At 68.1% G+C, this 25,240-nt stretch carries 27 protein-coding genes and 1 pseudogene; 9 read left to right on the top strand and 19 right to left on the bottom strand.

The window, feature by feature from the left end; translation table 11 throughout:
* Positions 1-5: 5 nt before the first annotated feature.
* From ASC60_RS13365 to ASC60_RS44045, 12 genes are all read right to left on the bottom strand, one after another.
* Positions 6-962, bottom strand: a complete 957-nt coding sequence (locus ASC60_RS13365) for a phage tail domain-containing protein (protein WP_055550373.1) — start codon at positions 960-962, stop codon at positions 6-8.
* Positions 962-5,230 (bottom strand): phage tail tape measure protein, encoded by a 4,269-nt coding sequence (locus tag ASC60_RS13360; RefSeq protein ID WP_055550371.1) that lies wholly within the window; start codon positions 5,228-5,230, stop codon positions 962-964. The genes ASC60_RS13365 and ASC60_RS13360 overlap by 1 nt, the downstream gene beginning before the upstream one ends.
* 37 nt (positions 5,231-5,267) lie before the next feature.
* Positions 5,268-5,666, bottom strand: a complete 399-nt coding sequence (locus ASC60_RS39090; RefSeq protein WP_079038374.1) for a hypothetical protein — start codon at positions 5,664-5,666, stop codon at positions 5,268-5,270.
* Entirely contained in the window at positions 5,609-6,163 is a 555-nt protein-coding gene (locus tag ASC60_RS13350) for a hypothetical protein (RefSeq protein WP_055550367.1), read from the bottom strand. Before ASC60_RS13350 ends, ASC60_RS39090 begins: the two co-directional genes overlap by 58 nt.
* Before the next feature lie 2 nt (positions 6,164-6,165).
* A complete protein-coding gene (locus ASC60_RS13345) occupies positions 6,166-6,801 on the bottom strand; it encodes a hypothetical protein (protein WP_055550365.1) in 636 nt (211 codons plus the stop codon).
* A 131-nt stretch (positions 6,802-6,932) separates the two neighbouring features.
* Positions 6,933-7,376 carry a hypothetical protein gene (locus ASC60_RS13340; RefSeq protein ID WP_159043251.1) on the bottom strand — a complete coding sequence of 148 codons (444 nt, stop codon included), beginning with the start codon at positions 7,374-7,376 and terminating at the stop codon, positions 6,933-6,935.
* A complete protein-coding gene (locus ASC60_RS13335) occupies positions 7,373-7,801 on the bottom strand; it encodes an HK97 gp10 family phage protein (RefSeq protein ID WP_055550361.1) in 429 nt (142 codons plus the stop codon). The genes ASC60_RS13340 and ASC60_RS13335 overlap by 4 nt, the downstream gene beginning before the upstream one ends.
* Positions 7,801-8,232 carry a DUF6093 family protein gene (locus ASC60_RS13330; protein WP_159043250.1) on the bottom strand — a complete coding sequence of 144 codons (432 nt, stop codon included), beginning with the start codon at positions 8,230-8,232 and terminating at the stop codon, positions 7,801-7,803. Before ASC60_RS13330 ends, ASC60_RS13335 begins: the two co-directional genes overlap by 1 nt.
* Positions 8,222-8,599 (bottom strand): hypothetical protein, encoded by a 378-nt coding sequence (locus ASC60_RS13325; RefSeq protein ID WP_055550357.1) that lies wholly within the window; start codon positions 8,597-8,599, stop codon positions 8,222-8,224. The genes ASC60_RS13330 and ASC60_RS13325 overlap by 11 nt, the downstream gene beginning before the upstream one ends.
* A 53-nt stretch (positions 8,600-8,652) precedes the next feature.
* Positions 8,653-9,237: an NUDIX hydrolase gene (locus tag ASC60_RS13320; RefSeq protein WP_055550355.1), complete on the bottom strand. Its 585-nt coding sequence runs from the start codon at positions 9,235-9,237 to the stop codon at positions 8,653-8,655.
* A 31-nt stretch (positions 9,238-9,268) separates the two neighbouring features.
* Complete coding sequence (locus tag ASC60_RS44050) at positions 9,269-10,120, bottom strand: hypothetical protein (RefSeq protein ID WP_370592910.1); 852 nt, start codon at positions 10,118-10,120, stop codon at positions 9,269-9,271.
* Positions 10,012-10,491 (bottom strand): hypothetical protein, encoded by a 480-nt coding sequence (locus ASC60_RS44045; protein ID WP_370592917.1) that lies wholly within the window; start codon positions 10,489-10,491, stop codon positions 10,012-10,014. The genes ASC60_RS44050 and ASC60_RS44045 overlap by 109 nt, the downstream gene beginning before the upstream one ends.
* Before the next feature lie 322 nt (positions 10,492-10,813).
* On the opposite strand from ASC60_RS44045, the gene ASC60_RS13305 reads away from it, so the two are divergent.
* From ASC60_RS13305 to ASC60_RS13280, 6 genes are all read left to right on the top strand, one after another.
* Complete coding sequence (locus ASC60_RS13305; protein ID WP_267892792.1) at positions 10,814-12,028, top strand: helix-turn-helix domain-containing protein; 1,215 nt, start codon at positions 10,814-10,816, stop codon at positions 12,026-12,028.
* Positions 12,029-12,186: 158 nt separating this feature from the next.
* Positions 12,187-12,567 (top strand): hypothetical protein, encoded by a 381-nt coding sequence (locus tag ASC60_RS13300; protein ID WP_234356931.1) that lies wholly within the window; start codon positions 12,187-12,189, stop codon positions 12,565-12,567.
* 151 nt (positions 12,568-12,718) lie between these two features.
* Positions 12,719-13,078 (top strand): hypothetical protein, encoded by a 360-nt coding sequence (locus ASC60_RS13295; protein WP_055550344.1) that lies wholly within the window; start codon positions 12,719-12,721, stop codon positions 13,076-13,078.
* 5 nt (positions 13,079-13,083) lie between these two features.
* Positions 13,084-14,385, top strand: coding sequence for a radical SAM protein (locus ASC60_RS13290; protein ID WP_055550342.1), 1,302 nt, complete (start codon positions 13,084-13,086; stop codon positions 14,383-14,385).
* Entirely contained in the window at positions 14,382-15,287 is a 906-nt protein-coding gene (locus ASC60_RS13285) for a radical SAM protein (protein ID WP_055550340.1), read from the top strand. The genes ASC60_RS13290 and ASC60_RS13285 overlap by 4 nt, the downstream gene beginning before the upstream one ends.
* A 34-nt stretch (positions 15,288-15,321) precedes the next feature.
* Complete coding sequence (locus tag ASC60_RS13280) at positions 15,322-16,092, top strand: hypothetical protein (RefSeq protein ID WP_055550338.1); 771 nt, start codon at positions 15,322-15,324, stop codon at positions 16,090-16,092.
* A 58-nt stretch (positions 16,093-16,150) separates the two neighbouring features.
* Here ASC60_RS13280 and aspS read toward each other — a convergent pair whose 3' ends face one another.
* A complete protein-coding gene (gene aspS / locus ASC60_RS13275) occupies positions 16,151-17,461 on the bottom strand; it encodes an aspartate--tRNA(Asn) ligase (RefSeq protein WP_055550337.1) in 1,311 nt (436 codons plus the stop codon).
* Positions 17,462-17,802: 341 nt separating this feature from the next.
* On the opposite strand from aspS, the gene ASC60_RS13270 reads away from it, so the two are divergent.
* The 3 genes from ASC60_RS13270 to ASC60_RS13260 are packed head-to-tail and all read left to right on the top strand — an operon-like array spanning position 17,803 to position 20,797.
* Positions 17,803-18,285 (top strand): GNAT family N-acetyltransferase, encoded by a 483-nt coding sequence (locus tag ASC60_RS13270; protein ID WP_199830951.1) that lies wholly within the window; start codon positions 17,803-17,805, stop codon positions 18,283-18,285.
* A complete protein-coding gene (locus tag ASC60_RS13265; protein ID WP_234356930.1) occupies positions 18,282-19,232 on the top strand; it encodes a hypothetical protein in 951 nt (316 codons plus the stop codon). Before ASC60_RS13270 ends, ASC60_RS13265 begins: the two co-directional genes overlap by 4 nt.
* 38 nt (positions 19,233-19,270) lie before the next feature.
* Positions 19,271-20,797, top strand: a complete 1,527-nt coding sequence (locus ASC60_RS13260) for an amino acid permease (protein WP_055550334.1) — start codon at positions 19,271-19,273, stop codon at positions 20,795-20,797.
* Between the two features lie 600 nt (positions 20,798-21,397).
* Here the strand turns inward: ASC60_RS13260 and ASC60_RS39080 are convergent.
* The 6 genes and pseudogenes from ASC60_RS39080 to queC form a co-directional block, all read right to left on the bottom strand.
* Positions 21,398-21,592 (bottom strand): annotated as a pseudogene (locus tag ASC60_RS39080) (GNAT family N-acetyltransferase); the annotation flags it as partial.
* Between the two features lie 37 nt (positions 21,593-21,629).
* Positions 21,630-22,445 carry a hypothetical protein gene (locus ASC60_RS13255; protein WP_055551057.1) on the bottom strand — a complete coding sequence of 272 codons (816 nt, stop codon included), beginning with the start codon at positions 22,443-22,445 and terminating at the stop codon, positions 21,630-21,632.
* A gap of 83 nt (positions 22,446-22,528) precedes the next feature.
* Positions 22,529-23,296 (bottom strand): GTP cyclohydrolase I FolE2, encoded by a 768-nt coding sequence (locus tag ASC60_RS13250; protein WP_055550332.1) that lies wholly within the window; start codon positions 23,294-23,296, stop codon positions 22,529-22,531.
* A 3-nt stretch (positions 23,297-23,299) separates the two neighbouring features.
* Positions 23,300-23,656 carry a 6-carboxytetrahydropterin synthase QueD gene (queD, locus tag ASC60_RS13245; RefSeq protein ID WP_030951629.1) on the bottom strand — a complete coding sequence of 119 codons (357 nt, stop codon included), beginning with the start codon at positions 23,654-23,656 and terminating at the stop codon, positions 23,300-23,302.
* A complete protein-coding gene (gene queE / locus ASC60_RS13240) occupies positions 23,656-24,291 on the bottom strand; it encodes a 7-carboxy-7-deazaguanine synthase (RefSeq protein WP_031477140.1) in 636 nt (211 codons plus the stop codon). The genes queD and queE overlap by 1 nt, the downstream gene beginning before the upstream one ends.
* Before the next feature lie 2 nt (positions 24,292-24,293).
* Positions 24,294-25,004: a 7-cyano-7-deazaguanine synthase QueC gene (queC, locus tag ASC60_RS13235; protein ID WP_055550331.1), complete on the bottom strand. Its 711-nt coding sequence runs from the start codon at positions 25,002-25,004 to the stop codon at positions 24,294-24,296.
* Positions 25,005-25,240: the final 236 nt, after the last annotated feature.

Below are 25,240 nucleotides of genomic sequence, written 5' to 3'. Positions count from 1 at the left end.
TCCGTTCACAGAGTGGTGTACGCCGACCGCCACGCCACCTCGAGGCGCGCGGTGCCGGACGGGTCGTTCGCGCTCCACGCGATCTCGGACCGTCCGGGCGGCAGGGTGAACAGGTCGAGACGGGAGGCGGGGCTGAGGTCGTTGGCGACGTTGACGGTGCCGTTGCGCAGCGCCCAGCAGGTGCCGGGCCGGGTCTCCATCTCCACCCACTCGCCGTCGCGCAGCGACAGGTCGAGTTCGAGGACGCGGCGGGTGACGGTGTTCCAGATGCGTGGGTCGGTGACCGGGCCGTGCACGCGCAGGCTCGGGTAGGTCGGCACGTCGCCGTGGTTAGTGACCCAGCCGGGGCGGTCGTCGGCCGGGTAGTGGTCCTGGTCGGCCGGGCGGCGGCAGGCGGCGGGTCGGCCCATTGCCTCATCGACGGTCCAGTCCCCGCTGCGGGGGCGGGCGGCCTGGTCCAGGCCGAGCGTCAGCTTCGACAGCTCGTCGTCGTACCAGCGAGGGTCGTCCAGGCCGACAAATTCGATGTCGAGGGGTATCCACCCGTGCACCGCGTTGGCTGTGCTGGTCGCCTCCATACGCCGAAGTCGCCCGTACATGCGGCGCGTTGCATGCCCGGGCCACCTGCCTCGCAGGACGTGACGGCCGTCGGGATTGGTACGGGCGTCGGGGGTGTCCAGCGCCCGCTCCAGCCGGGCGAGGATCTCGGCGGCCTTCACCGGGTCTCCGGGCGTCTTGATGCCCGCCTCGAAGCGCAGGGGGCGCGGGCCGTAGAAGTCCCGGCCCGGTGAGGTGCCGTCGCTGTTGGAGTTGTCGGCGTCCTGCGGGCGGGTGCCGGGTGATCCGAGCCCTTCGACGTTCCCTATCGGGACGTAACTGCCGGTGCCCAGGACGACACCGCCGATCTCGTACTGCCACGGGGCCAGTTCGGGACGGCTGTGCTTGTTCGGTGCTGTGGTCATCACACTCTCCCGCCCCGCTGCGCGTTGCGCAGGGTGCGCATCATCTCGTTGCCGATCTGCTCGGGGGTCGCGGAGCTGTCGGTGACGGTGACCGGCATCGAGCCGATCAGCGGCTGCTGCTCGCGCACGACGACGACCTGGACCCGTCCGCCGGCACGGGCGTCCACCACACGGGTGCGGGCGCGATCGCTACCGGTGCGGATGTCGAAGGAGCGCACGACGCCCGCCATGGCCGCGACACTGCGAGCCTGCTTGAAGCTGCTGGCGAGCATCGGGTTGTAGTCACGGCTGCTCCGGCCTCGTACGCCGCCGTTGGCGTACCACTCGACCTGGCCGCCGAACCGGTCGACCACGGTCTCCACGATGGCCTTGCTGCGCTCGCGCTTGGCGGCGGCTAGGGGTACATATGCCTCCCCGCCTGTCTCCCGCTCACCCCATATGCGGTAGCTCCCGGCCGGGGCGATCTGCGCGACGTGCCGCTCACGGCGCTGGCCGCCGGTGATCCCGCCGTCGACGAAGTAGTCGACCACCGCGCCGTCGGCATGCCGCTTGGCGGCGCGGGCCTGCGCCTCGGCCTGCTTCTCGATGGCGTCAGCGATGTTGGTGTTCTGCTCGGCGAGCTGGCTGAAGATCGAGACGTGCCGGGTAGTGACCGTGATCTCCTTGCCGCGCAAGGCATTGATGCGGCCCTGGATCGTGTCGGCCGCTTTCTTCGGGCCCCCGGTGGGGACCGTGACCTTCACGTCCTTGGAGCCGGGGATCTTCTCGATGCGGAAGCCGAGCGACTCCAGCTCCTTGCGGGCACCCGCCGTCGGCGCGCTGACCCGGACGCTCTTGGCGCCGGGCGTCGCCCGGATCTTCGCCTGCACGGCCTCCAGGCTCTTGATCGTCGCGGCGGTCGGCGCCGACACCTTCACGTTCTTCGACTTCGGGGTCTGCCCGAGCTTGTCGATCAGCACGTCCAGGTTCTTGCGGGCGCCCGCGGTCGGTGCCGTGATCTTGATCTGCCGCGTGCCCGGGACAGTCTTGACGGTGAAACCGAGGCTGCGCAGCTTCTTCTGTGCGCCGTCGCTCAGCGAGTCGACCTTGATCGTCTTCTGCTTGGGCAGCCTGTGGAACTCGGCCTGCACCGCGATCAGGTTCGCCAGCGTGCTGTCCATGCCCTTGGTCTGGAGCAGCAGCGACACCTTCGACGGCAGCAGGCCGAGGCTGTCGGCGACGCCCTCGGCCTGGGCCTTGGTCAGCCCGTAGCCGCGGGCGGCTCGGATCGCCTCCGCGCGGGCACGGCTCATCTCCCCGCGGGCCTTCGCCAGCGCCGCGGGCAGCGACTCGCCATTGCGGATGGCCAGGTCGTAGGTGGCCACCGAGGCGTCGGCCGCCGCGTCGGACAGGGCGGTGAGCTGGGTGTAGAGCTGCTGCCCGTTCCTCGTCGTGGTGTTGAGGGTCTTGTCCTCGTTGACGAGCTGCTTGCCGCCGTAGCCCTGGCCGCGGTTGACGCTCTTGCTCCCCTCCTGCAAGTCGAGGACGGCGGAGTTCACCTTGGCCTTGGCTGCCTGAAGAGAGATCTGGCCACCCGACAGCAGGTCGAGCGCCGACTTCAGCGAGCGCGTGCGCGTGTCGGCGTCGGCGGTCTCGTCTGCCAGACCGCCGACGGCCGCCTTCAACCGGTCGTATGCGGAAGTACCGTCCCCGGCCCCCTTGGTGGCCCTGGCGAATTCCTTCGCGTTCTTCACCGACTCGGCCATCTCACCCTTGACGCTGCCGAGCGCATCGGCGGCGTCCTTGTACTGCTGGCCGACCTCGGAGTAGTCCTGGACGGTCGCCTTGCCTGCGGCGACGTCCTTCCACACCTTGTGCTTGTCGGCGGTGGCCTGGAGCTGCTTCTGCAGCGCGTCCAGCGAGGTGCCCTGACCCAGGTACGCGTCCGTGAGCGACGCGAGCGGCACACCTGCCTGCTCCATGACCTTGGTGAGCTGGCCCTGTTCGGTCTTCGTGTCCAACAGGGCCTGGGCCGCCTGCTGGCGGACGTTGCTGTCGATCTGTCCCCCGGACTCACGCAGCGCGGACGTCAGGGTGGAGATGCGCTGCTGGTGTTCGGCAGCGGCCTGCGCGGCCTTCTGCTGACGCGCCGCGAGCAACCCCAACCCCACCGAGACGCCCGCCATGACGACACCGAACGGTCCGCCGAGCGCGTTGGTCACGCCGCCGAGCGCCGAGCGCAGTCCCGATCCAGCCGCCCGGCCGACCCCGTTGAGCGTGCCGACGAACGTCTGCCCGGCGCCGTTCGCGCTGCGGAACGCAGCAGTCATGTTCCCGAGGAATCCGACACGAGCCTGCACCGCTGCCCACGCCGCTCCGTACCGGGACAGCGCGACGCCGGACGCGGCAGCCAAGGACTGCTGCACCCGCATCTGCTGGTTGAAGGACTGCACCCCGGACCGGACGGGGCCGGTCATGGTGTTCGCCATGTTCGTCAGGGCGGGCTGCGCTCGGCGGAACAGCAGCATCGCCAACGCGGCCGACTGGATCGGCGCGGGCAGCGCGCCGAACGCGCTGACCAGCCCGCCGACGAGATGGCCGACGGGAACGAGGACCAGGGACAGCCCGGAGACCGCGTCCATGGCCACGTTGCCGACGGTGGCGATGATGTCGAGCGTGCCGGCCGCCGCGCCGCCGTCCTCACCGAGCCCGGCGACGGCCTTGAGGAGCGGTTCCGCGCCGTCGGCGGCGTTGTCCAGGACGTCGCCCAGGGTGCTTGCGGCATTGATCAGCAGGTTCAGGCCAGTGGCCAGCGAGTGCTCACCGATCTCCGTGAGCGGCCCGATCAGCGCCTTGGCCTCATCGATGAGCCCGCTGAGACCGTTCTTCGTCGCCTCCTTCAGGTCGGGGCCGTACAGGGTGGCGATGTCGCGGCCGTAGTCGAGGGCCGTGGTCAGGTACGGGGTGGCCCCGGCCATCCCGCGGGTGAGAAGACGGGTCACCCACTCCAGGCCGGGCGCCATCCCCTCGTACAGGGCGATCCCAGTCTGTTTGGCCTGGGTGCGCAGCTGCGTCATCGCACCGGCGAGACCCTCGCCGCGCGAGTCGGTGATGGACGCTGCTGCACCGGTCTGCCGTACCGCCATCGACAGGGCGTCAAAGGACTCGGTGCCCTGGTGGGCAAGCGCCACCGCGCCGGACAGGGCGGGCTTGCCGAAGGCACGGGTCACTCCGGCCGCGAAGTCCTTCTGGCTCATGGAGTGTTCGGCCTTCGACAGACCGTCGATCACCGTGCGCAGGCCCTTGAAGCGCCCCTGCGCGTCCCAGGCTTCTATACCGAGGTCCCGCAGGGCGTTCTTCATGATCGGCGTTGGCGCCGCCAGGTTGGCGAAGATCCCACGCAGGCTCGTGCCCGCCGTCTGGCCGAGGATGCCGGACTTGCCGAGCATGCCGACCGCGGCGGCGGTGTCCTGGAGGCTGACGCCGAGCGCGTTCGCGACCGGGCCCGCGTACCGCATCGAGTAGTAGATGTCGGTGATGGAGCCGGAGGCGTTGTTCGCCGTGGCCGCGAGGGTGTCCGACGCCCGGGACGCCTGATCAGCACCGAGGCCGAACTGATCCATGATGTCGCCCAAGTACTTGGCCGACGTGGCGGCGTTGACGTCGGCCGCCGCCGCGAGCTGAAGCGAGGCACGTACGGCGTCGATGGACTGATCGGCGCGGAAACCGGCCTTGCTCAGCTCGACCATGCCCTCGGCGGCGTCCGCCGACGTGGAGGTGGGCAGCGTCAGGTCGTTGCCGAGTTCCTGAGCGACGACGGCGGCGCGCTTCATCTGTGCCGCGGTCGCGCCGGTCACCGCCCGGAAGAGGTTCATCTGCCGCTGGTAGCGGTTGCCCTCCTCGATCATCTCGCCGGTGCCGAGGACGAGGGCGCCGCCGGCGAGCATGTTCGTGGCGGACAGGCCCCGGCGACCGGCCCCGGCGGTCGCCCGCTGGAGCCGGGACATCGACCGGGCGCCGTCGTCCCCGGCCGCGCGCAGCGCCGCACGGGCCGCCCCGGCGCGGGCGGTGAGCCGGTTCAGCTCCCCGACGGCCGCACGGGAGGAACGATTCAGTGCGGCGAACTGCGCAGCGAGCCGCGCCCCGTTGGCGTCCAGTCGGGCCAGGGACCGGTTCGCGGCGTCGGTACGCTCCCCCAGGGTCCGCATCTGGGCGGAGGCAGCACGGGTTCCCGCGATCAGGTCGCGGACCTCGGCGCGCATCGCGACCGTGAGGGTGAACCCGGCCACCGCGGCGGCCTCCTTACTTACGTGGTGCGGGGGTGGATCAGGGGCGCGGCTCGTACTGCTCGCGCGGCAGGAGCTGGATCTTCACGCCGTAGCCGGACCGGTCCTGGGGGACGTGATCGCGTTCCTGCTCGATCAGCTCGCAGCCGGGGCAGCGCAGGGTGTCGGTGACGTAGGCGTGGGGGTCGCCGCCACGTTCGCGGTCCCACTCCTCCAGCCGGGTGTGGCATTCCGGGCACACCGACCGCTGCCACTGCGCCCAGGCCAACGCTTTGGCCCGGTCGAGGTCGGACCAGCGGCCGTCGCCGCCGAGGAATTGCGAGTGCGGGATGCCGTACCGCTCGCACAGCTCCAGTTCGGCGCGCAGGCCGGCGTCACGGCTCAGCCTTTTCCCAGCTCGACCCGGCTTTCCTGCTGGATCTGCCAGGCGGCGTCCCACAGCGCGTTGGCGTCCGGCGCCGACCAGCCGTTCAGCAGCTCCTCGGCCTCCTCGCGGCTCATGCCGTCCACGGAGGCCGCCGCCACCAGCGCGGCGGGGAAGGTGTCGGCGTTGAAGATCGCCCCCTCCTCGGCCTGCTGCTCGGTGGGCGGGTGCTCGCTGATCAGCTCCTCCAGCACCGGGCGCGGCAGCGCGCGGAAGGTAAGGAACTCCGAGGCGGCGTCGAGTGCCGCCAGGGCCTGGTCCCGCGCCGCATCAGCGTCGGTTGCCTGGCGCGCGGCCAGCTCGTCACCCGGGTTGGCCTCGGCGACGAACCGGGCACGGCGGGCGGCCTGCTCAGCCTCGTCGTACCGCTGGCGCAGCTCGGCGTCATCGCAGATGCGCAGCCGGTTCTGCGGGCGGGCTCGGCGGCGAAGCCGTTCCATCTTGGCCGACCACGCCCCCTCCGCCGCCGTGGCGGAGGGGGACGGGCGCTTGGCCTGTGCGGGGCGCGACACGATCAGCCCTCGTCGGCGTCGTGCTCGCGGACCGTCGCCTCGGTCTTGGTCTTCGTGGTGCTGACCACGGTCACGTCGACGTGGTCACCGTCGGGGTGACCGTGCCCGTGGTCGTCGTCGCAGTCCTCGTCCGGCAGCGGACGGGGATGGGCCTGCGGCACCGGGCGGTCGAGCGACGGCTCGTCCGTGATCGTGAAGTCCACCTTGAACTTCGCGGCCTCGTTGCCGGTGCTGTACGTCGCGGCGCGAGTGGCGACCTGCACGGGGAACACGTCCACCGAGCGGGAGCCGGGCAGGTCGCCCTTGCGGAGCAGGATGACGTAGCCCTTCGCGCCCTTGGGGAGCTGCTGCTCGATCGCGTCGGAGAAGCGGTCCTCGTAGAACGTCAGGCTGGAGTTCTCGGCCTTGTCGTTGCCGGGGATCGAGGAGTTGAAGGTCGAGCCCATGTCGGGGGTCTCGATGGGGTCGTTCTCCAGCGCCCAGCCCTCGATGTCCGAGACGGCGTCGGTCAGGGCGAAGGCGTTAGTGATCTCTCGGCGGCTGGGGTACTTCGGGTCATTGAGGTCCTTGGACCACAGGATCTTGGAGATGCCGCGCCGCAGAAATCGGGTCTGGGTCTTCTTCGTGCTCGTGGACACCGGTCCGCTCCCACTTCTGGGGCAGCGTCCCGTGCCGAGGCCCTGCCCCTTGAGGTTCAAAGGGGGTTCGCCTGGCCTGGGGCCTAGCGTCCGCGCGGGCCTCCGCGGTGAGGATCAGAAGAATCGATTCTTCATGCTGGGGTCACGGTGATCGTGACCCGCTGCACGTAGGACACGATAGCGCCTGCCGCCGACACCGAGGGCTCTCCTCCTGCGTCGTAGGTCAACTCCCGGTCGATGACGCGCGCTTCGGGAACGTGCAGGTCGTGGGTCCAGCTTCCGTCGGTCCGGCCGACGACGCCGGCGCGTACGCGGTCGGCCAGCCACTCGACCTGATCGGCTCGTTCCCCGACCGAGGTGACCTGGTAGGCCCAGGCGGCATCGGCGTGCCAGTCCCACAGGGGCGGGCCCGCGAACTCGGCGGGCAGCGAGTCGAGGATGGTGTACGGCACGGGCGCGGGCTCCCACCCGGACTTGCCCTGCACCCGCGGGAGTTCGCCGACGCCACACGGGCGGCCCGTGACGTGCTCCAGGAGGGCGGCGAGCGCGCGGGTCACCGGGAGACGAGCGGTCACGGCAGCACCCCATCGGCCAGGGCCTGGATGAACGCCGGTTCGGTCTGCCGGAACGCGGGCTCGACGTGCGGGAACGGCGGCTGCCGGTAGTGCCGCCCGAGGCTGTCCACGCCGACGAAGCCGTACTCCAGTCGTCGCGCCTGCGGGGCGTCGGAGAATACCTCGGCGGTGACCTCGCCGCCGCCGCTGTGCATCCGCACGTCCCAGGAGGCGCGGTACTGGCCGGTGATCACGTTCGGGCCGGGCCTGCCGCTCGCGTTCCGCTGGATGCGGACCCGCAGCAGCATGGCGTGGTGCCGTGTGATCGTCCGCGTACGGGCACGGGTCGCCGGACCCATCCGGACCAGCGCGGCGGCCAGCGCGATCGGATCACGGAACGCGGTCGCGTCCGGGTGTGCGTTGGGATGCGGGTTCGCTGGGGCCATCAGTCGATCACCTGCACCCTGACGATGCGCACCACGCTGTAGGTGCCCACCGCTTCGTCGGAGACGCGGAACCGACGGCCCACCAACTGCGGGTCACGGGGACCACCGGGGCGCACGGAACCGGCCACGCGGATCACGTCGTCGCGCCGCAGCACCGGGGCATCGACCGGCAGCACGGCCTGGTAGTCGGTGGTCGCCGGCTCCACGGCGACCGACCCGCCCACGGGCTGGGTGATGGCCGGGCGGCTGATCGGCATCACCGCGCCGAGCCCGTCCCAGACCAGCTCCTCGTCCGGCGCGGGCGGCACGAGCCGGCCCGTGCTCTCGTCCAGCACGTCATCCGTACGGCCTGCGCTGTCCCGCCACGCTTCCAGCTTGTCGTCCAGGATGCGGCCGAGGACCCGGCGCGCACCCTCCACGTCAAAGGCCACGGGCCCACTCCCCGAGCTGGGTGAGCATCGCCTTGGTCAGCGAGTACGGCTCGGTGCCGAGGTCCGGCCGTGCCAGCGCGGCGCGCTCCAGGGCCTCCGGGTCGATCGCGTCCAGGAAGATGGCTGCCACTGGCCCCGGGTCGGGCGGGTCGGCAATTGCGACGCGGGCCATGCCCGACCACTGGCTGTCGCCGCGGTCGGCAACGTGCAGCAGAATCTCCGGCCGCTCCCCGGCGAAGTGGGTGACGGTGTACGCCTTGACGGCGCTCGGGTTTATCCGTGTGCCGTCGATCTCGATGTCGGCCTTACCGCCCCGCGCGTTGATCTCCACGCGCCGGGCGGTGGCCGTGTCGTTCGTCTGATCCATTCAGCCGACGCTAGGAGGGCTGTCGGACAGCTCCAGCGATCCTGACTGGCGCGCTAAGGCTCTCGGACAGCGGCTTCCTGTGGAACGGTGAGGCGGCCGGAGCGTATGGCTTCCGCGAAGAGAAGAATCCCGAGCGCCCCACCTGCCAACGTGATGGTGCCGTCCGAAGCTGCGGTGACCGCGTCCTCGAGGTCCCACCACTCCACCGTCATACCGGTCTCGGCGCCGCTCAGTTTCCGCTGTCCCGTGGTGAGGTTCCCGATGGTCGCGAAGAGGTGCAGCTGCACCGTGGAGCGATTCAGAAGGCGTGTCACCGCGAGGGACACGAGACGATCCGCAGTGACGCCCGCTTCCTCTTCAAGCTCCCTCAGTGCCGCCGCCTCCGGGGCTTCGTCCGGCTCGATCGTTCCGCCGGGCAGGTTGAGGGTGTCGCCGTGAAGGTAGTGCCAGACACGAACGAGTGCGATCTTTCCGTCCTGTCGTCGCGCGACGACCGCGGCGCCGTGGCCGATCTCCTGGTACTCGAAGATGGCCCGGCTTCCATCGGGTCGTGTGACGTCGTCTCGGTGGATGCAGAAGTTCTGTGTTCGGACGGGCTCAAGGCTTTGATGACGGGTCCAGCCGCCTTCTGTCTGCACCGTTGTTCCCCCTGGTGTGGATATCCCGTTGTCACTGCCACTCGATGACGACCCGGTTGAGGGCGTTGTCAAAGGCGAAGCGGCCAGGCTGTCGATCGAGTGGATCGCTGTCGAGGGGCTGAATCTCGAACTGGACCTCACGGTCGCGGTACCCGCTGTCCCAGGTACGCATCTCCGCGACGGCACGCTGAACCAGTTCGTCAGCGCCGGGGCCATGCCCGACGACACCGATTTCGTAGAGTTGGCGGCCGTCTTGATCCTTCTCTGCCTGGCGATTGACCAGGTAGCCAATGGCGCCCTTGTCGACCACGGCCATGTACTGGAACCGCGGTCGGACGAGCCCTCGCTCGACTGCCGGAGCATCGGGTTCGAAGCGGCTCAAGGCGTTGTCCATGGTGCACGCGAGCCACAGCCACATCCACTCCCAGGACTCTCGGCTTCGGAACGTCACCCCAGACCATGCCTCATGTGCCGGCTGGTCAAGCACGCCGAGGAGAGCATCCGCGTCGGCTGCCTGCTCCTCGTTGATCTGGACGCGGACGGAGCCGTCGGCGGTCAGCGGAACCATGCACCGTGGATCATCAGCGATGCCCTGACGCAGTGGCACGAACGTGTTCAACTGGCTGCTGACACTGCGCCAGGCCCCTTCTTGTCGCTCGTACGCGATCGAGCGGCACACGCTGCCGCGCAGCCGCTGAGCTACGACCAGCCGCCCTCCAGGCGCGAGCTGGTCCATCCATGCATGGGGAATGCCGTGCGCGCCGACCGTGGCAATTATCCGGTCGTAGGGCGCGCCCTGGGAGTGTCCGAGTGCACCGTCGCCAAGCATGACGTCGACGTTCTCGACCCCGGCCGCCGAGAGGTGGGCACGGGCCCCGTCCACGAGATCTTGGTCGACGTCGATGGTGGTGACGTGGCCGGTCCGATGTGGCCCAGCAGTCCGGCGTTGTACCCGGTGCCGGCCCCCAGCTCCAGCACCGTGTGTCCGGGCTGCGCTTGGAGCTGGTCCAGCATGAGGGCGACGATGTCGGGCTGTGAGGCGCAGCTGATGGATGCCCCGTCGCTGTCGTACTTAATGTGGACTGTCGCGTTGGCGTAGGCGTCCTTGAGTGACGCTTCGGGCACGAACAGGTGGCGGGCCACGGCCCTCATCGCCGTCTCTACTGAAGGCGTGCAGGCGTACCCGGACTTGCGGACGCTGTCGACAAGGGCATGGCGAAGCCGCTCGGCTGCGGCATCGGGAGTAGCAATCATGTCGGTGCTCACCGCGCCGACGCTATCGCTCTCGACTGTGGCGTCGGCGGGTAACGCGGTGTGGTCACTCGGTCCCATGACTACCTCTCGTGCGATGTGGAAGATCATTGGTGAGCGATCACGGCTCGCAGGCCGTTGATCGAGATGTCACGGTGCCGTCCAGGGAACCGCGCGCAGCCGCACGGATGTCCTGACGCCGATCTACGGGTTCTCCGTTGGTCCGTTAACTCTTGGCGACGGGCCTTCTGGGCACCATTCGCAATACGTACTCTGGCCACAATGCTCCGATCAGCGAGGGGAAGCCGACGTGAATGAGAGCGTTATGCTGGGGGACCGACTCCGGGTGGCACGCAAGACGCGGGGACTGTCCGCCGCGCAACTTGCCCAGCGGGTCGCGGTCTCCCCCAGCCTGGTGCAGAAGCTGGAGTCCGGCGCGCGGAAGGCGACGCCGAGCCTGATTCTCGCGCTGTCGAGGGCCCTGCACTTCGGCCCCGAGGTGCTGACCGGTCAGCCGTACTACGGGGACCCCGAGGCGGAGGACGGCGTGCACGCCGTCATTCCGGAGCTGAGGCGCATCCTGCTGTGCTTCGACACCCCAGATGAGTTGGAGTCGCGCCCACGCGCTCTGCCGGTCCTGGCCTCCGAGGTGGACCAGATCGCCGCTCTCCGGCGTGATGCCCGGTACGTGCCGATGGGGCCGCTGCTCCCTCCGGTGATCACAGAACTGACCCACGTTGCTCTCAGCGCGCGTGGCGATGAACAGCAGAAGGCGTTCTGGCATCTTGCCCGCGCATACCGTGCGGTCAACAGCCTGGCCCACAAGATGGGGCACCACGACCTCGGCAATACGGCCTTGGAGAGGGTGCGGTGGGCAGCCGACCGCAGTGGCGATCCGCTCATGCAGTTCACGGCCGGGTTCCTGGTCGCGGGGTCGATGCTGCGGCAGGGAGCTACCGAGTCGGCTCGTCGCAAGCTCAAGGGTCTGCGGCACGAGTTGGAGCGAGCCCAGCCGGAGCACTCGTACACCGACGACGCGCTCGCGGTCGACGGGGCACTGCTGCTGAAGCTGGCGGTCGTGGAATCGCGGGACAACAACCCCGATGCAGCGGAAGAGTTCCTACGCGAAGCAGAGCAGGTCGCGCTGATGGCCGGCAACCGGGACAGCCTGGCCTACGAGATGAGCTTCGGCCCCACAAACATCAAGATCCACTCGGTGCATACGTTGATCGACACCGGCGACAGCGAGCAGGCCCTCGCCCGGCTCGCTGAATGGGGACAGGGCGGAGCGGCATGGGCGCCGCCTGCCTCCACGGTGGGTGAGCGATCCAGCCACCATCACATCGACGTCGCCTCCGCACGCCTGGCGGAAGGTGACCGCGGCGGAGCGTTCGCAGAGCTGAAGCGAGCCCGGAAGATCGCACCGAACCACACGCGATTCCACCCATCTGTGCGCGAAACGCTCGGCTCGCTGCTGCGCATGGACACGCACCCGTCAGCCGAGTTGTCCGCGTTCGGCACCTGGGCCGGAGTCGCGTAGCACAACTCCCTTTACCCTTGCGGCACTTGGCCTGAATTGGGTGCGGACAGTTTGTCCGCGCACACCCGCCTCCAGCGTGGAATGGTCCTCTCACACTCAGTTGTGAGGGGGCCTTTCCTATGTCGGACGCGATCCCGACCACTCGACTGCCGAGGTGGATGCCTCTCGGCAGCGAGCCGGAGTTGTGTCCCGCCGGCACGTGGTGGGACGCCATCCGTGCGCCCGAGCACGTGGGCCGCAGGGCCGTAGAGCTCATCGAGGAGCAGGGGCTGCCTGTCGGGTCCGTCGTCCTCGACGACGGCGGCCGTGAGCCGCGCATGTACTTCCTGACGCCGGTCGGCACCGCTGAACGGTGGGAGGAACAGGGCACTGTCGCGTTGGGACCGTCCTGCCACGTTCTCGTCCCCTCGGCGAAGCGGACGTCCGGCCCCGGACTCCACTGGCACCGGCTGCCCACCGGCCCCCGTGCCGTGATCTCACCTGACGGGCTTCACCGCGCCCTGATCAAGGCGCGCCTGGAGCGCGAAGGCCCCCATTAGGACTCGTTCTGCGGCCTGAACTCCTCCCCGTGGGAGCTGCCGCAGAGCGGCTAGACGCCGCCCCACCCACTCCCCGTGGGGCGGCCCCCGCCGGACCCCGGCGGATGCAAGTGATTGTTCCAGCACGTCCGACACACAGAGAGGATCAACTGTGCCTCAGCCCAGGCGAGAGAAGAAGGACCACCTGATCTACGCGGACGTCGTGGACTCCAAGTCCAAGGCGGGCGTCTGGATGGGCGAGCGGGCCTCCTTCCAGGAGAAGCAGGGCCGCATCATCGACGCGCTCAAGGAGCAGACCGACTGGGTCGAACTGAAGGACGCGATCATGGTCATCGGCACTGACCCGGCCGGCATCACGGTCATCGCCCCCAACCCGACCCTGCCCGGCGTGATCGTCCTCGCCGACGGTGGCTCGCCGGCCACCTCCGCGAAGCTCCAGGCCACCGCCGAGGACAAGGTCCGCGAGGTCATGGCCGAGCTCGGCATCGCCGAAGAGGAAACGGCGGCCTGACCAACATGGCCGTCCCCCGGATGCTGTGGGGGAAGTACTTCCAGTACGAGCGGGACGGGGAAGCAGTTCTCCTCGACCCGGTCGGGCTGGACAGTGTGTTCATCGACTCCGGCGAGGTCCACGACCTCGCCGGGGTCCCCCCGACCGCGACTCATGAAGCCCTCGCAGGGCTCGGCTTCACCTCCGACGGCCCCGTGGCCGACCGGCGAGAAGCACTCCGTAACCGTCTTCGACTCCTTGGGCTCGACGCCACACCTGACCGCATCAGTGGTCTGCGCGTAGTGCTCACCGACCGCTGCAACATGGCCTGCACTTACTGCTTCGTCGATACGAACACCGGCAAGCCGGACATGACGAAGGAGGAGCTGTCGGAGGGCCTGGAGTTCCTGTTCGAGCAGAACGCCGGCCAGGAAGAGGTGTCCATCCAGTGGTTCGGCGGCGAGCCGACGATCCGCTTCGACCTCATGCAGTACGGCGACCGGCTCGCAGATACCCTCGCCGACCGATACGACGTTGCAAGGGTCCGGCGCACGGTCGTCACCAACGGGGCCCGTCTGACCGACGAAGCCCTCGCCCACTTCGTCGCGTACGAGTACGGGGTCGGCATCTCCATCGACGGCCCCCCGGGCATCAATTCCGCCCACCGCCTTCTGCTCGGCGGACAGCCCGCAGACGACCGCATTCGCCGCAACGTCGCCCGATTCGTCGAGGCGGAGGGGCTGCACGTGGGCTGCAACCTCACCCCGACGGCCGCGAACATCGGGCGCTTGGCCGAGACTGTCCGGTGGATCATCGATGACCTCGGGCTGAAGTTCATCTACGTCAACACTCCCATCCCGACTGCTGGCCGCTGGCAGGTAAAGGGCGCCGACCTGGCTCAGGAGCTGTACGAGGCGCGCCTGGCCGCCCTGGGTCGCGGCGGAATGCTGTTCTCTGTCCTCGACCGCGCCTTCCAGGCCCTCGACACCCGTCGGCCGATGCTGTTCGACCACATGCAGGGGGACCGCAGTCTGAACGCCGCCCTGCTGCCCGGCAACCGGGTCAGCCTGTGCGACATCAACTTCACCGAGCCGTCATTCCTGCACACCCTGGACGAGTTGCGTGCCGATCCAGGACGACTGGCTGGTGTGGCGAAGAACGTCGCGCCCATCCCCGAGTGCGGGAACTGCCCGGCGCTCGCCATCTGCGGCGGCCCCTCCCGCAACGAGCAGGCCCTCGTCGGAGGCAGGAGCCCTGATCCCGAGATGTGCGCGTTCTACACGAGCACCGTGGAGATCGCCGTGTGGGACAACACGGGGGTGCAATGAGCGTCCACGTCCGTACGGCGCTGGTCTCCACGGCCGGGCACTGCAAGGTGGCCTGCGGCTTCTGCTTCCGCGCTGACCGTGCTCACGGCTTCCTCGACACCGCGACGTACACACGCACGCTGTCGCGGCTGCGGGAAGCCGGCGTGGAGGGCGTATGTCTGACGGGTGGCGAGCCCACCCATCATCCGCAGCTCAGGCAACTTGTACGGCTGGCGCACCAGTTCGGCATGTCGGTGTCGATGGTGACCTCGGCTCGCTCCGTGGCCGAGGTCATCGCCCTCTCCCACGTGACCCACCTACTGAGCAACGTGACCGTGTCCGCCGACTCACAAGGCGCGATGCTGCTGGGACGCACCACCCGCACAGCGGCCTCGGGCATCGCCACGCTACGCGCCATCAGCACCGAGACGAAGATCCTCCACGTCACCTGCTGGGGCCTGAGCGACGATGAGGGCCAGGAGCTGGCCGACCTCGTGTCCGAGGCAGGCGTGGAGGTCCAGTTCAGCCCCGTCGTCCTCGACGAACGCGCCTTGCGCCGGGACGGCAAGTCGGTCCAGGACTATCTGGTACAGCAGCATCTGGACGCCGACGTGCTGAGCCGCTACTTCAACCTGTCCGATCGGTACCGGGCCTACCTCGGCGAGCTCCGGGACCTCCAGCTGCCACCGACGGGGGGCGAGCGGTGGTCGTGCCGCTCAGCGACCGCGTACGTGTCCGCGGACGGTCACATACGGCGCTGTCCCTACGGCCAGGCATCAGTCAGCGTTCATGCACCTCGGGCCAGCATCAGACAGTTCCTGACCGATCCGGCGCAGGACCGCGTGACCCCGGACTGCGCTGCCATCTGCCGATCCTCCGCCGCATCCGACGACCGCGCGGCGTCGTGCGCCGCGCCGGCGTGAGCGGCGCTACGCACACGACTCCATGGACCGCTTTATGACGATCACGACACCGGACGACTTCACACATCGGTGGCGGCAACCGCCGAACTTCTCCTTGGAGGTCGCCTTCGACTACACGTTCCTGCCCGCCATCGACGTCCTCGACCACATCCGCCAGGACACGGAGGTGCGCTTCACGATCCTCGGGGACGACGACTGGCAGGTGCGTATGGATCGCACCGCCGCCTTCCGCACCGCCCCGCTCGAAGAGATCGTCACGTGGCCGTTCCGGCTGGTGCACTTCAACCTCAGCCGCTTCTACGACGACCTTCTGCACGGCTTCCAGGACGAGGTGATGATCCCCTGGCGCGCCCATCTGTCCACCCTGGGTTTCACCTGGCAGCGCCTGGCTCCGATCCTCTTCCTGTCCACCGAAGGGGCGTCCTCGACGTACCACAACGACAACTCGCACGGCCTGGTCTGGCAGGTGCATGGCGGCAAGACGTTCCACAGCTACCTCTTCCCCGACAAGCACCTCTCGGCCGATGCCGCGGTGATCGGCGAGACGACGGGTGAGGAGCCGCCCGAGCATGACGCGGCCGACCGCCAGTCGGTCGTCATGCAGCCCGGCGACCTGTTGTGGAGCCATGCCCTGACCCCCCACTGGGTCACCACCGAGTCGTCGCTCGCCATGAGCGTCACCCTCTCCCACGGCGGCCTGTGCCACCAGGGCCGCTTCTCCGAGAGGGAGTTGGCACTGCGGGCCTACTGGGACAAGAACCCTGCCGAGGCGTGGACGCATGACCTGCGCAGCGTCCGCTACTGAGACCGCGTCCCACGACACGAGGCATCGGCCCGTGTCGTGGGACGCGCCCATCAGCCGGTTACGGCGTGAGACGGTTCGGTCCGCGGAACAGGAAGGTGGCCTCGCGGATCGACTCCAGACCGAGGAGCACCATCAGCACCCGGCCGAGGCCCATGCCCAGGCCACCGTGCGGCGGGCAGCCGTACCGGAACGCGTTCAGGTAGTCCTGCAACGGCTCTGGGCTCATGCCCTTCTCGGCGGCCTGCTTCAGCAGCACGTCATACCGGTGCTCGCGCTGCGCGCCGGTGGTGACCTCCAGCCCCTTCCACAGCAGGTCGAAGCTCAGAGTCACACTCGGGTCGTCGGCCGGCCGCATGTGGTAGAAGGGCCGGATGCTCACCGGGTAGTGCGTGATGAACACGAACTCGTGCCCGGTGGCCTCCTGGATGTGGGCGCTGATGCTGCGCTCGCCCTCCGGGTCCAGGTCCTCCTTGATCCCTTCCGGGTCCCAGCCTCCCTTGCGCAGGATCTCGTGCGCCTCGGCCATGGTGATGCGAGGGAAGGGCGTCGTCGGGACAGTGATCTCCACACCGAAGTGCTCTCGGATGGCCTCACCATGGGAGTCGGCGACCTTCGCGATCGCGTGGGCGAGCATCTGCTCCTCGAACGCCATCACGTCCTCGACGCCGTCGATCCAGGCGAGCTCGACGTCGACGCCGGTGAACTCGGTGGCGTGCCTGGAGGTGAACGACGGCTCGGCACGGAAGACGGGGCCGATCTCGAAGACCTTCTCGATGCCGGCCGAGATCGCCATCTGCTTGTAGAACTGCGGCGACTGCGCCAGGTAGGCGCTGCGGCCGAAGTAACCGAGCTTGAAGACCTCCGCTCCGGACTCCGAGGCCGTGCCCATGAGCTTGGGGGTGTGCATCTCCGTGGCGCCCTGCGCGTAGGCGTACTCGCGCATCCCCTGTTCCAGGGTGGTCTGCACGGCGAACATCAGCTGTGTGGCGGTCCGACGGCGCACGTCCAGGAAGCGCCAGTCCAGCCGATGCTCAATGCCGGTCTGCTCGTCGATCGGCAGCGGCGTCGCGGCCAAGTTCAGGACCTCGACCGACTCAGGGACGAGCTCCAGGCCGCCGAGCTTGACCTGCTCGGCGTCGACGACACGGCCGGTGATCTTGACTGCGGATTCGGGAGTGAGAGCTTCGAGCTGGGCCTCAAGCGGCCCTTCGTCACGCTTGTGGGTCACCTGCACCATGCCGGTGCTGTCCCGCACGATGACGAACTGCATCTTGCGCTGCAGGCGCAGGGTGTTTACCCACCCGCAGACAGTGACGGTACGGCCGACGTGTTCTCGCAGGTCAGAGACGTGTACGCGGCTTTGGATCATTGCGGTCCTCCGAAGGACGTCGTCATGATCCCTTGGGAGTGCGGGCGAGAAGGGCAACTCGCGGTGCCACCGCACTTTCGCCGCCACAGCGTGGCGGCCTCATTCGGGCCCGCTGACGGGGGCCAACCGGCGGGGCATTGGACCACCGAACGGGGTCGTTCCTCCCCGCGCTCAGGAGGGTCTTCGCCTCGGGGCGCGAGGCCGCCTTTCCAGCTTCCGGCGGCTCTCTCGGCTCGCGTGATCCCGGGCTACTCGTCTCCATCAACGCGTTGCCCAGCAGGATACGGATCTCACGGGCACCGCCGCAATCAAGAACACACTTCTGAACGGGAGGAACGGCTGTGAGCGTGCCCGTGCGACGGGCGGTGGCCGCCGACGCCGGGGAGCTGGCCCGCCTGCGCCAGCTATCGCTGACCTGCCCGGCGGTGCCTTGGAGCAGGCCCCGGGATGTACCGGACGGACCGTGGGTCAAGGAGTGCCAGCAGGTGTTCGTTGCCATGCTCCATGGCACGGACACGGCCGCCGCGTTCGTGGTGGATGCGGCTCCCGGCCGCGTGGCGTCCTGTGCGGTGGGGTTTCTTCTACCCCGGCTTCCTGGCCCAGGGAGCAGCAAGCCGTTCAACGGTGACATCAGCACCGTCGCCACCGATCCAGAGTTCCGCAGGCGGGGCTACGCCCGGGCAGTGGTGACGGCCCTCATGGACTGGATGGCCGTGCGCGGCTGCAAGCGCATCAGCCTCGCGGCCAGCCCAGAGGGAGAGCCGCTGTATACGTCGCTCGGGTTCGTGTATGACGAACCTCGGATGACCTGGCAGGTCCAGTGATTGCCCGGCACCGGAGCGACCAGAGCGTCCCGCTCGACCAGCACCCGGCGCGCGACGACGTCGCGCTGCGGCCGGCGGTGGAGGACGCCGCGATGGGCCGTTGGGAGGGGGCACGAGATCTGCTGGCGGCGACCGGCACGGACTGGGACCGCCGGATCTTCCGCCTTCAGGTACTCGCCGAGGCCGGAGCCCGCCTGCGGTTCGCCGACACCTGGGCAAGGGCCGAACCGCGCTCGCCGCACGCACTCGCCCTCCTGGCCAACGTTCAGGCCCTCCGGGCCATGATCGCCGGCCCAGGCAGCAGCGGCCGGGGCCTGATGGAGGAAGCCTGGGCCACCTGCCGTACGGCCGTGGAAACGTGGCCCGAGGATGTAGCGCCGCTGGTGGTGATGCTCGCGCTGCTACGTAGCCACGCCCCAAACCGTAAGACCTTGAACGCGGTGTGGGACGAGATCGTCAAGCGGGACCGTTGGAATCGCGAGGCACACCACGAGGTCGTGACCTTCTTGCTCCCCCGCTACCACGGCCAGCAGGGCGAGGCGATGTGGTGGGCCGAGGAGCAGGCGGCCATCGCTCCGCAAGGGCTGCCGATCGCGGTTCTGCCACTCGTGGTGATCGCCGAGGCCCACCGGACCCGCCAGGAGCAGGACCGCGACGCTTACGGGCTCACGATCCATCCATGGGTCGACTGCCCGCAAATCGATCACGTGCTGGAGGGCTGGTGGCGCTACCGCGCCCCGCGACCGCACGCCTGCTTCGCTGACGACGCCAACTACCTAGCGCACGCCCTGTCGTTCGCGAACCGTCACAGCGAGGCCCTGGAGGTCTTCGACGCGATCGGCCCGTACGCCACGCAGGTCCCGTGGTCGTACTGCGGACGGGCCCGCGACCTATTCCTGCGGCACCGCGCCTGGGCCTACAGCCCACCTCGGCGCCGACGCCGCTGAACCCTCGAACTACCCCTTAAACGAAGGACGGAAATCCTGTGCCCCTCGATGTATCTCGCGTCTCTGACGAGGAACGCCTGAAGCAACTCGGCTACCAGCAGACGCTCTCCCGCTCCATGTCGGGCCGCGCCAACTTCGGCGTCAGCTTCACGATCATCTCCATCCTGTCCGGCTGCATGACGCTCTACGGCTACGGGATGAACACCGGCGGGCCAGCGGTGATCATGTGGGGCTGGCTGTTCGTCGGCTTCATGACGCTCTTCGTCGGGCTGTCCATGGCGGAGGTCTGCTCCTCCTACCCCACTAGCGCGGGCCTCTACTTCTGGGCGCACCGCATGGCGCCCGCGAGAACGGCCGCGGCGTGGGCGTGGTTCACCGGCTGGTTCAACACCCTGGGCCAGATAGCTGTCACCGCGGGCATCGACTTCGGCGCCGCCACCTTCCTCAACGCCCTACTGGACCTGCAGTTCGGCTACGCCGCCACGCCCGGCCACACCATCACGCTCTTCGGGATCATCCTCGTCCTGCACGGCGTACTGAACACCTTCGGCGTGCGCATCGTCGCCTTCCTCAACGAGGTGTCCATCTGGTGGCACATCCTCGGCGTCGTCGTCATCTGCGGCGCCCTGGTGCTCATCCCTGACCACCATCAGTCGACTAGCTTCGTCTTCGGCGAGTTCGTCAACAACACCGGCTTCTCGTCGAGCGTCTACGTGGTGCTCATCGGACTGCTCATGGCCCAGTACACGTTCACCGGCTACGACGCCTCCGCCCACATGACCGAGGAGACCATCGACGCCTCCACCGCCGGCCCCAAGGGCATCGTCCGCTCGATCCTCGTCTCCCTCGCCGCCGGCTTCGTGTTGCTGTTCGGCTTCACCTACGCCATCCACTCCTACTCGGGCGCGCTCGAGTCGACCACCGGGGTGCCACCGGCGCAGATCCTGATGGACGCCCTCGGCGCGGCGACCGGCAAGTGGCTGCTGCTGGTCATCATCGTCGCCCAGCTCTTCTGCGGCATGGCCTCGGTGACCGCCAACTCCCGGATGATCTACGCCTTCTCCCGCGACGGCGCGCTCCCCTTCTCCAGGACGTGGCACAAGCTCAACCCGGCCACTCGTACCCCCACGAACGCCGTCTGGCTCGCCACCGGTGGGGCTTTCGCTCTCGGGCTGCCCTACCTGTGGAACAGCACCGCGTACGCGGCCGTCACCTCCATCGCCACCATCGGTCTCTACATCGCCTACGTGATCCCCACCTTCCTCCGGTTGCGCCAGGGCGACAGGTTCGAGCGCGGCCCCTGGCACCTCGGCTCCTGGTCCACCATCGTCGGCACGATCGCTATCGCATGGGTCTTGGTGATCACCGTGCTGTTCATGCTGCCGCAGACGTCACCGATCACCGCGCACACGTTCAATTACGCACCCATCGCCGTCGGCGTCGTCGTCGGCTTCTGCGGCGCCTGGTGGCTCATCTCGGCCCGCCGTTGGTTCCTCAAGCCGGCGCACTCTCGCAGCTCTGGTCTCAGCCGGGAAGCTCGCGGGCAGGAGGCCCACCGCCAATAGACTCCCGTCCGACGCCCCGGGCCTCCAGCGTCACGGTCAGCTCGTACGAGTAGTTTGTGCCAGAGTGCGGGCACGAGAGACGACTTTCAAGCGGACGCACACCGCGACGCTCAGCCAACTGGTCAAGAACGACTGGCCCGCAAATGATCTGCGAATGTGAGCGGGCTGCGTTTCACAGGCGCGGCAAGCCTTCGAAGTCATGCCACCTTCGACTCACCACCGTGCCACTCCTCGTCTGCGGATCTGCCGAGGCACCGGGCCCTGTTGCTGACGCGGACCAATGGCTGGGCCTGTCCCCGCTTGCCCGCGTGCCGATGGGCCTCTCAGGGTAGCGATCGGCACGCGGGCAGCAGCGTTCCCGCCACTCACGGAGTGCCGCCACGCCGTTATCCGACCCACAAGCGTCCGCCGGCCCGAGCCAGGACATCGTCAACCACGCCCACAAGGGCTTCGGTCTGCCCATCCAATGCCGCACGGACCACGTGATACAGGCGGGCATTGGGTCCAGGTGCTGCGGCTTCGAGGCGGCGCGCCAGCCACGTGTTCGCTGCGCTGCCCGCGGCCCTCCAGACTTCTTCGACGGATCTCCGGCGCGCCACACTAAGAGTCGTACACCGCGAAGTCGGCGATCGGGCGGTACCCGATTCGCTGGTAGTGGCCGTTGCTGGTGGAGTTGGCCAGGTCCGCGAACAGCAGGACCTCCGCCGCGCCTGCGCATAGCGCGGCCCGGCTCACCGAGACTGTCGCGGCGCCCATATGACCGCGGCCGCGCAGGTGGGCCGGGGCCTCGGCTGGCCACTCGCTCAGCCGAGTACATCGCGCACCTTAGAAATCAACCACCGCATACGCCACGCCATGCCTGCGTCAACGCCTCGACAGACGGGTACCGATGAGCAGGATCGTCGGCCGTCGCATGCTGAATCACGGCCAGTTGAACAGGAGAGCCGCGCCACGCCTGCTCCTCATCACCGGCGTCCAGGAGTAGACGTAGCGCGCGGCCAAGCACGAACACGGTTGTGCGAATGTCGATGATCGAGCCGCTGACGAACTCTTCGGGCGCCATGTAGCGCCGTGACCCTGGAAGCCTTTCGTCTTCCACGATGAAGGGCCCAGGCCGGTACTCATCCAGATCACACAAGACCATGCGGTGCGCCTCGAAGTCGTATAGGAAGCACCCGTCATATAGATCGACTGCGACCAACCCTGCCTGCTCGACAGCCAGGTGTGCGTCCAGGATCTCGTCCAACGCCCGCAGAATGTCAGGGACAGGCAGCCTGCGAAACCGGGCCATCGGGCTGTCTGGGGCTGCGCGGCCCCCGTGTGCATGGGCCGTGGGGTGATATAGGACCTCGCCCTCGGCCCAGGGGTAGACCAGCGCCAGGCCATCTCGGAGTTGGAAGTGGTGCCGCAGAGGCACGATCGCCGAGTGCTGCACCGCTCGGTGCACGTCCACGGCTCGACGTAAAGAGCGTGCTGCCGGCGGAGTGGTTGCCCCCTTCACGAACCACCGTTCATCGCCGACAGCCACCCCGTAAGACTGGCAGCCGGAGTCCTGGTCGCGGAAGGCACGGAAGATGCTGCCCACGCCTTCCAGATACGGCTCCAACAGATCAACGGCTTCAACTTCCAGCAACGGATGCGAGAGCATGGGCCACATCATTCACTGCTCTGTCGTGGTCTCCACCCGATCTGAGCAGAACGGTGCGGCAGTGGCTTCTACCCGATGCTCACTCACCCGGCGACGTATGCGACGGCGTCGTGGCTATGGATGCTTTCTAGGTTGCGGACCCTCACCGAGTGACGAAGACCCCGCTCGCGGCAGACGTGGCTGACTTCGCGGGCAATGTCTTCGACGAACACAGGGTGGTCGTAGGCCTGCATCGTCAGCACACGTTCATCTGGACGCTTTACCAAGGGCACGACGGGAGCGGACGCACACCGTTCCAAGAGTCGTACGGCCTGCTGCACCCCAAACGGATAGGGAGTGTCCCCGTGCCCTGTCACGGACAGCGTGACGCGGCTGCGCTGGTTGTGGGCGCCGTAGTCAGAGATCGCTTTCGAGCACGGGCACAGACTGGTGACCTCGGTGGTAACCGACGTGACAACCGTCGTGTCTCCGTCGTCCCAGCGGCCGTCGAACCGGACATCGTGGACCTGGTACGACTCGGCGCCAGTCGCTGGCGCGACTACGGTCGTGCTCAGCGGGACGGCTACTGACACCGCGAGCGCCGGTGCATCCAGTAGGTCCGCACCGACTTTCAGCACGTGCGGCAGCCTGCGCGGATCGAACCGGCGAAGGTGCTCGTGGACGAGAGCCACCATGCGGCTCATGTGGGTGCCCCGGCGGTCATGCTGGAGCCGCACGGTCACGTCGATCTCGGCGATGCCCTCCTGGCGGAGGTGGCCGTCCTCGAAGTACAGCGGGTAGCGCAGGCCGCTGATGCCGACATCGTCGATCTCGATGCCGCGGGTGTCAGTCTCGTTCTGGATGTCGTGCATCGCTCACTCGCCCCGATAGGTGCAGCCAGACGTGCACGTCTCGCGAACGGTGAGCGCGGAGAGGTCGGGCAGGGTCGGCTTCAGCCGCTCCCAGATCCAGCGGGCGAGGACCTCGCTAGTCGGGTTCTCCAGGCCCTCAATGTCGTTGAGGTAGTAGTGGTCGAGCTGCGCTTCGAGGGGCTTGAAGGCCTTCTTGAGGTCGCCGAAGTCCATGACCCAGCCCGACTCGGGGTCGACGGGAGCCTCGACATGGACGATGACCTTGTAGGAGTGGCCGTGCAGGCGCGCGCACTTGTGGCCCTCGGGCACGTTGGGCAAGCGATGTGCAGCTTCGAAGGTGAACTCGCGGAAGATTTCCATTACTGAATTCCCAGATACTTGTGCGTCTGGAGAGAGAGGATCCAGCGCGGGTTCTTCATGCAGTAGTCGACAGTCGCCCTGGTGTTGGCTTCAACGTCCGGGCCGTCCATGGGCTGGAGCCGGAAGTACCGGAAATCCAGATGCTCGAACTGACCGGGGTCGCCGCCCAGTTGCGGGTAGACCAGCTTCAGTTCGTCTCCGCTAGTCACGACCAGTTCGGAGCCGATCTTGGGGCTGACGCAGAGCCAGTCGATGCCGTTCGGCGGTACGCGGGTGCCGTTCGTCTCTACGGCAACCTCGAAGCCGCGGGCGTGCAGCGCGTCGATCGCCGCTTCGTCGAGTTGTAGAAGCGGCTCGCCGCCGGTGCACACCACGAAGCGGTGCTCCCTGGATGACGACGGCCACGCCTGCTCGATGGCTTGAGCGAGGTCGTCCGGGGTCCGGAACCGGCCGCCGCCTTCCCCGTCGGTTCCGACGAAATCTGTGTCGCAGAACTGGCAGATCGCACGGTGACGATCCTTCTCAAGGCCCGTCCACAGATTGCACCGGGAGAAGCGGCAGAAGACGGCTGGACGGCCTGCGTGACTCCCTTCGCCTTGCAGGGTGTAGAAGATCTCCTTGACCAGGTAGGTCATTCTCACGCGCCCTGGTACTGCACGGGGTCGGTGACGCCGGCCTCGGCGAAGCCCTTGAGGCGGAGCAGGCAGGTCTCGCAATGTCCGCATGCCCGCCCCTGCTCGTCCGGGTCGTAGCAAGAGGAGGTAAGGGAGTAGTCCACGCCGAGGCGCAGGCCCTCACGGACAATGTCGGCCTTCGACATGGCGATGAGCGGCGAGTGGAGCTTGAGACGCTGCGTGCCCTCGACCCCGGCGCGGGTGGCCAAGTTGGCCATGCGCTCGTAGGCCTCCATGTACTCAGGGCGGCAGTCCGGGTAGCCGCTGTAGTCGACCGCGGTCACTCCGGTGAAGATGTCGCTCGCCCCAACCGTCTCCGCATAGGCGAGGGCGAAGGAGAGGAAGATCGTGTTGCGTGCCGGGACGTACGTAATGGGAACGCTACTGCCGGTGTCCTTGTCCCCGGCGTCGTCCAGAGACTCATGCTTCGGAACGTCGATGTCCGACGTGAGCGCGGATCCGCCGAAAACTCGCAGGTCGATGTCCGCGATGACGTGCCGAGCGACCCCCTGCGCCTCAGCCGCACGCTTCGCAGCCTCAAGCTCCACGCTGTGCCGCTGCCCGTAGCGGAAGCTCAGCGCGTACGGCGCGTAGCCCTGGTCCTTGGCGATCGCCAAAACGGTCGTTGAGTCCAGTCCACCACTCAGTAGAACGATCGCGGGACGCTCCGCCATGCCTGCTCCTAGTTAGCTCCGTGTGTACTGCGGCAGCCTACGCGAAAAGTGACAGGTAGAGTAACGACGACAGACTGGTAGTTATGAGCGTCGGGAGCCGAGCCGCGTGAGGCAACTTTCACTTGTGGTCACATGTACGGACCGTAAGGCTGTAGCGCCGGAAGCCTCACTGCACGCAAGGTCACTGCCAGTTGGGACCGTGGAGGAACGCTCGACCATCTGGAAGGGGCGCGTCG

It is taken from the genome of Streptomyces sp. NBRC 110028, assembly GCF_001417735.1.
Taxonomy (GTDB): Bacteria; Actinomycetota; Actinomycetes; order Streptomycetales; family Streptomycetaceae; genus Streptomyces.
The sequence above is the reverse complement of the archived record's forward strand: the minus strand, read 5'-3'. Positions and strand labels throughout refer to the sequence as shown.

Coding starts and splice junctions, on each gene's coding strand:
- ASC60_RS13365 (WP_055550373.1), bottom strand. CDS start 962: ATGACCACAGCACCGAACAAGCACAGCCGTCCCGAACTGGCCCCGTGG.
- ASC60_RS13335 (WP_055550361.1), bottom strand. CDS start 7,801: ATGGCCCCAGCGAACCCGCATCCCAACGCACACCCGGACGCGACCGCG.
- ASC60_RS13325 (WP_055550357.1), bottom strand. CDS start 8,599: ATGGATCAGACGAACGACACGGCCACCGCCCGGCGCGTGGAGATCAAC.
- ASC60_RS44045 (WP_370592917.1), bottom strand. CDS start 10,491: ATGATTGCTACTCCCGATGCCGCAGCCGAGCGGCTTCGCCATGCCCTT.
- ASC60_RS13305 (WP_267892792.1), top strand. CDS start 10,814: ATGCTGGGGGACCGACTCCGGGTGGCACGCAAGACGCGGGGACTGTCC.
- ASC60_RS13300 (WP_234356931.1), top strand. CDS start 12,187: ATGCCTCTCGGCAGCGAGCCGGAGTTGTGTCCCGCCGGCACGTGGTGG.
- ASC60_RS13290 (WP_055550342.1), top strand. CDS start 13,084: ATGGCCGTCCCCCGGATGCTGTGGGGGAAGTACTTCCAGTACGAGCGG.
- ASC60_RS13285 (WP_055550340.1), top strand. CDS start 14,382: ATGAGCGTCCACGTCCGTACGGCGCTGGTCTCCACGGCCGGGCACTGC.
- ASC60_RS13280 (WP_055550338.1), top strand. CDS start 15,322: ATGACGATCACGACACCGGACGACTTCACACATCGGTGGCGGCAACCG.
- aspS (WP_055550337.1), bottom strand. CDS start 17,461: ATGATCCAAAGCCGCGTACACGTCTCTGACCTGCGAGAACACGTCGGC.
- ASC60_RS13255 (WP_055551057.1), bottom strand. CDS start 22,445: ATGCTCTCGCATCCGTTGCTGGAAGTTGAAGCCGTTGATCTGTTGGAG.
- ASC60_RS13250 (WP_055550332.1), bottom strand. CDS start 23,296: ATGCACGACATCCAGAACGAGACTGACACCCGCGGCATCGAGATCGAC.
- queD (WP_030951629.1), bottom strand. CDS start 23,656: ATGGAAATCTTCCGCGAGTTCACCTTCGAAGCTGCACATCGCTTGCCC.
- queE (WP_031477140.1), bottom strand. CDS start 24,291: ATGACCTACCTGGTCAAGGAGATCTTCTACACCCTGCAAGGCGAAGGG.
- queC (WP_055550331.1), bottom strand. CDS start 25,004: ATGGCGGAGCGTCCCGCGATCGTTCTACTGAGTGGTGGACTGGACTCA.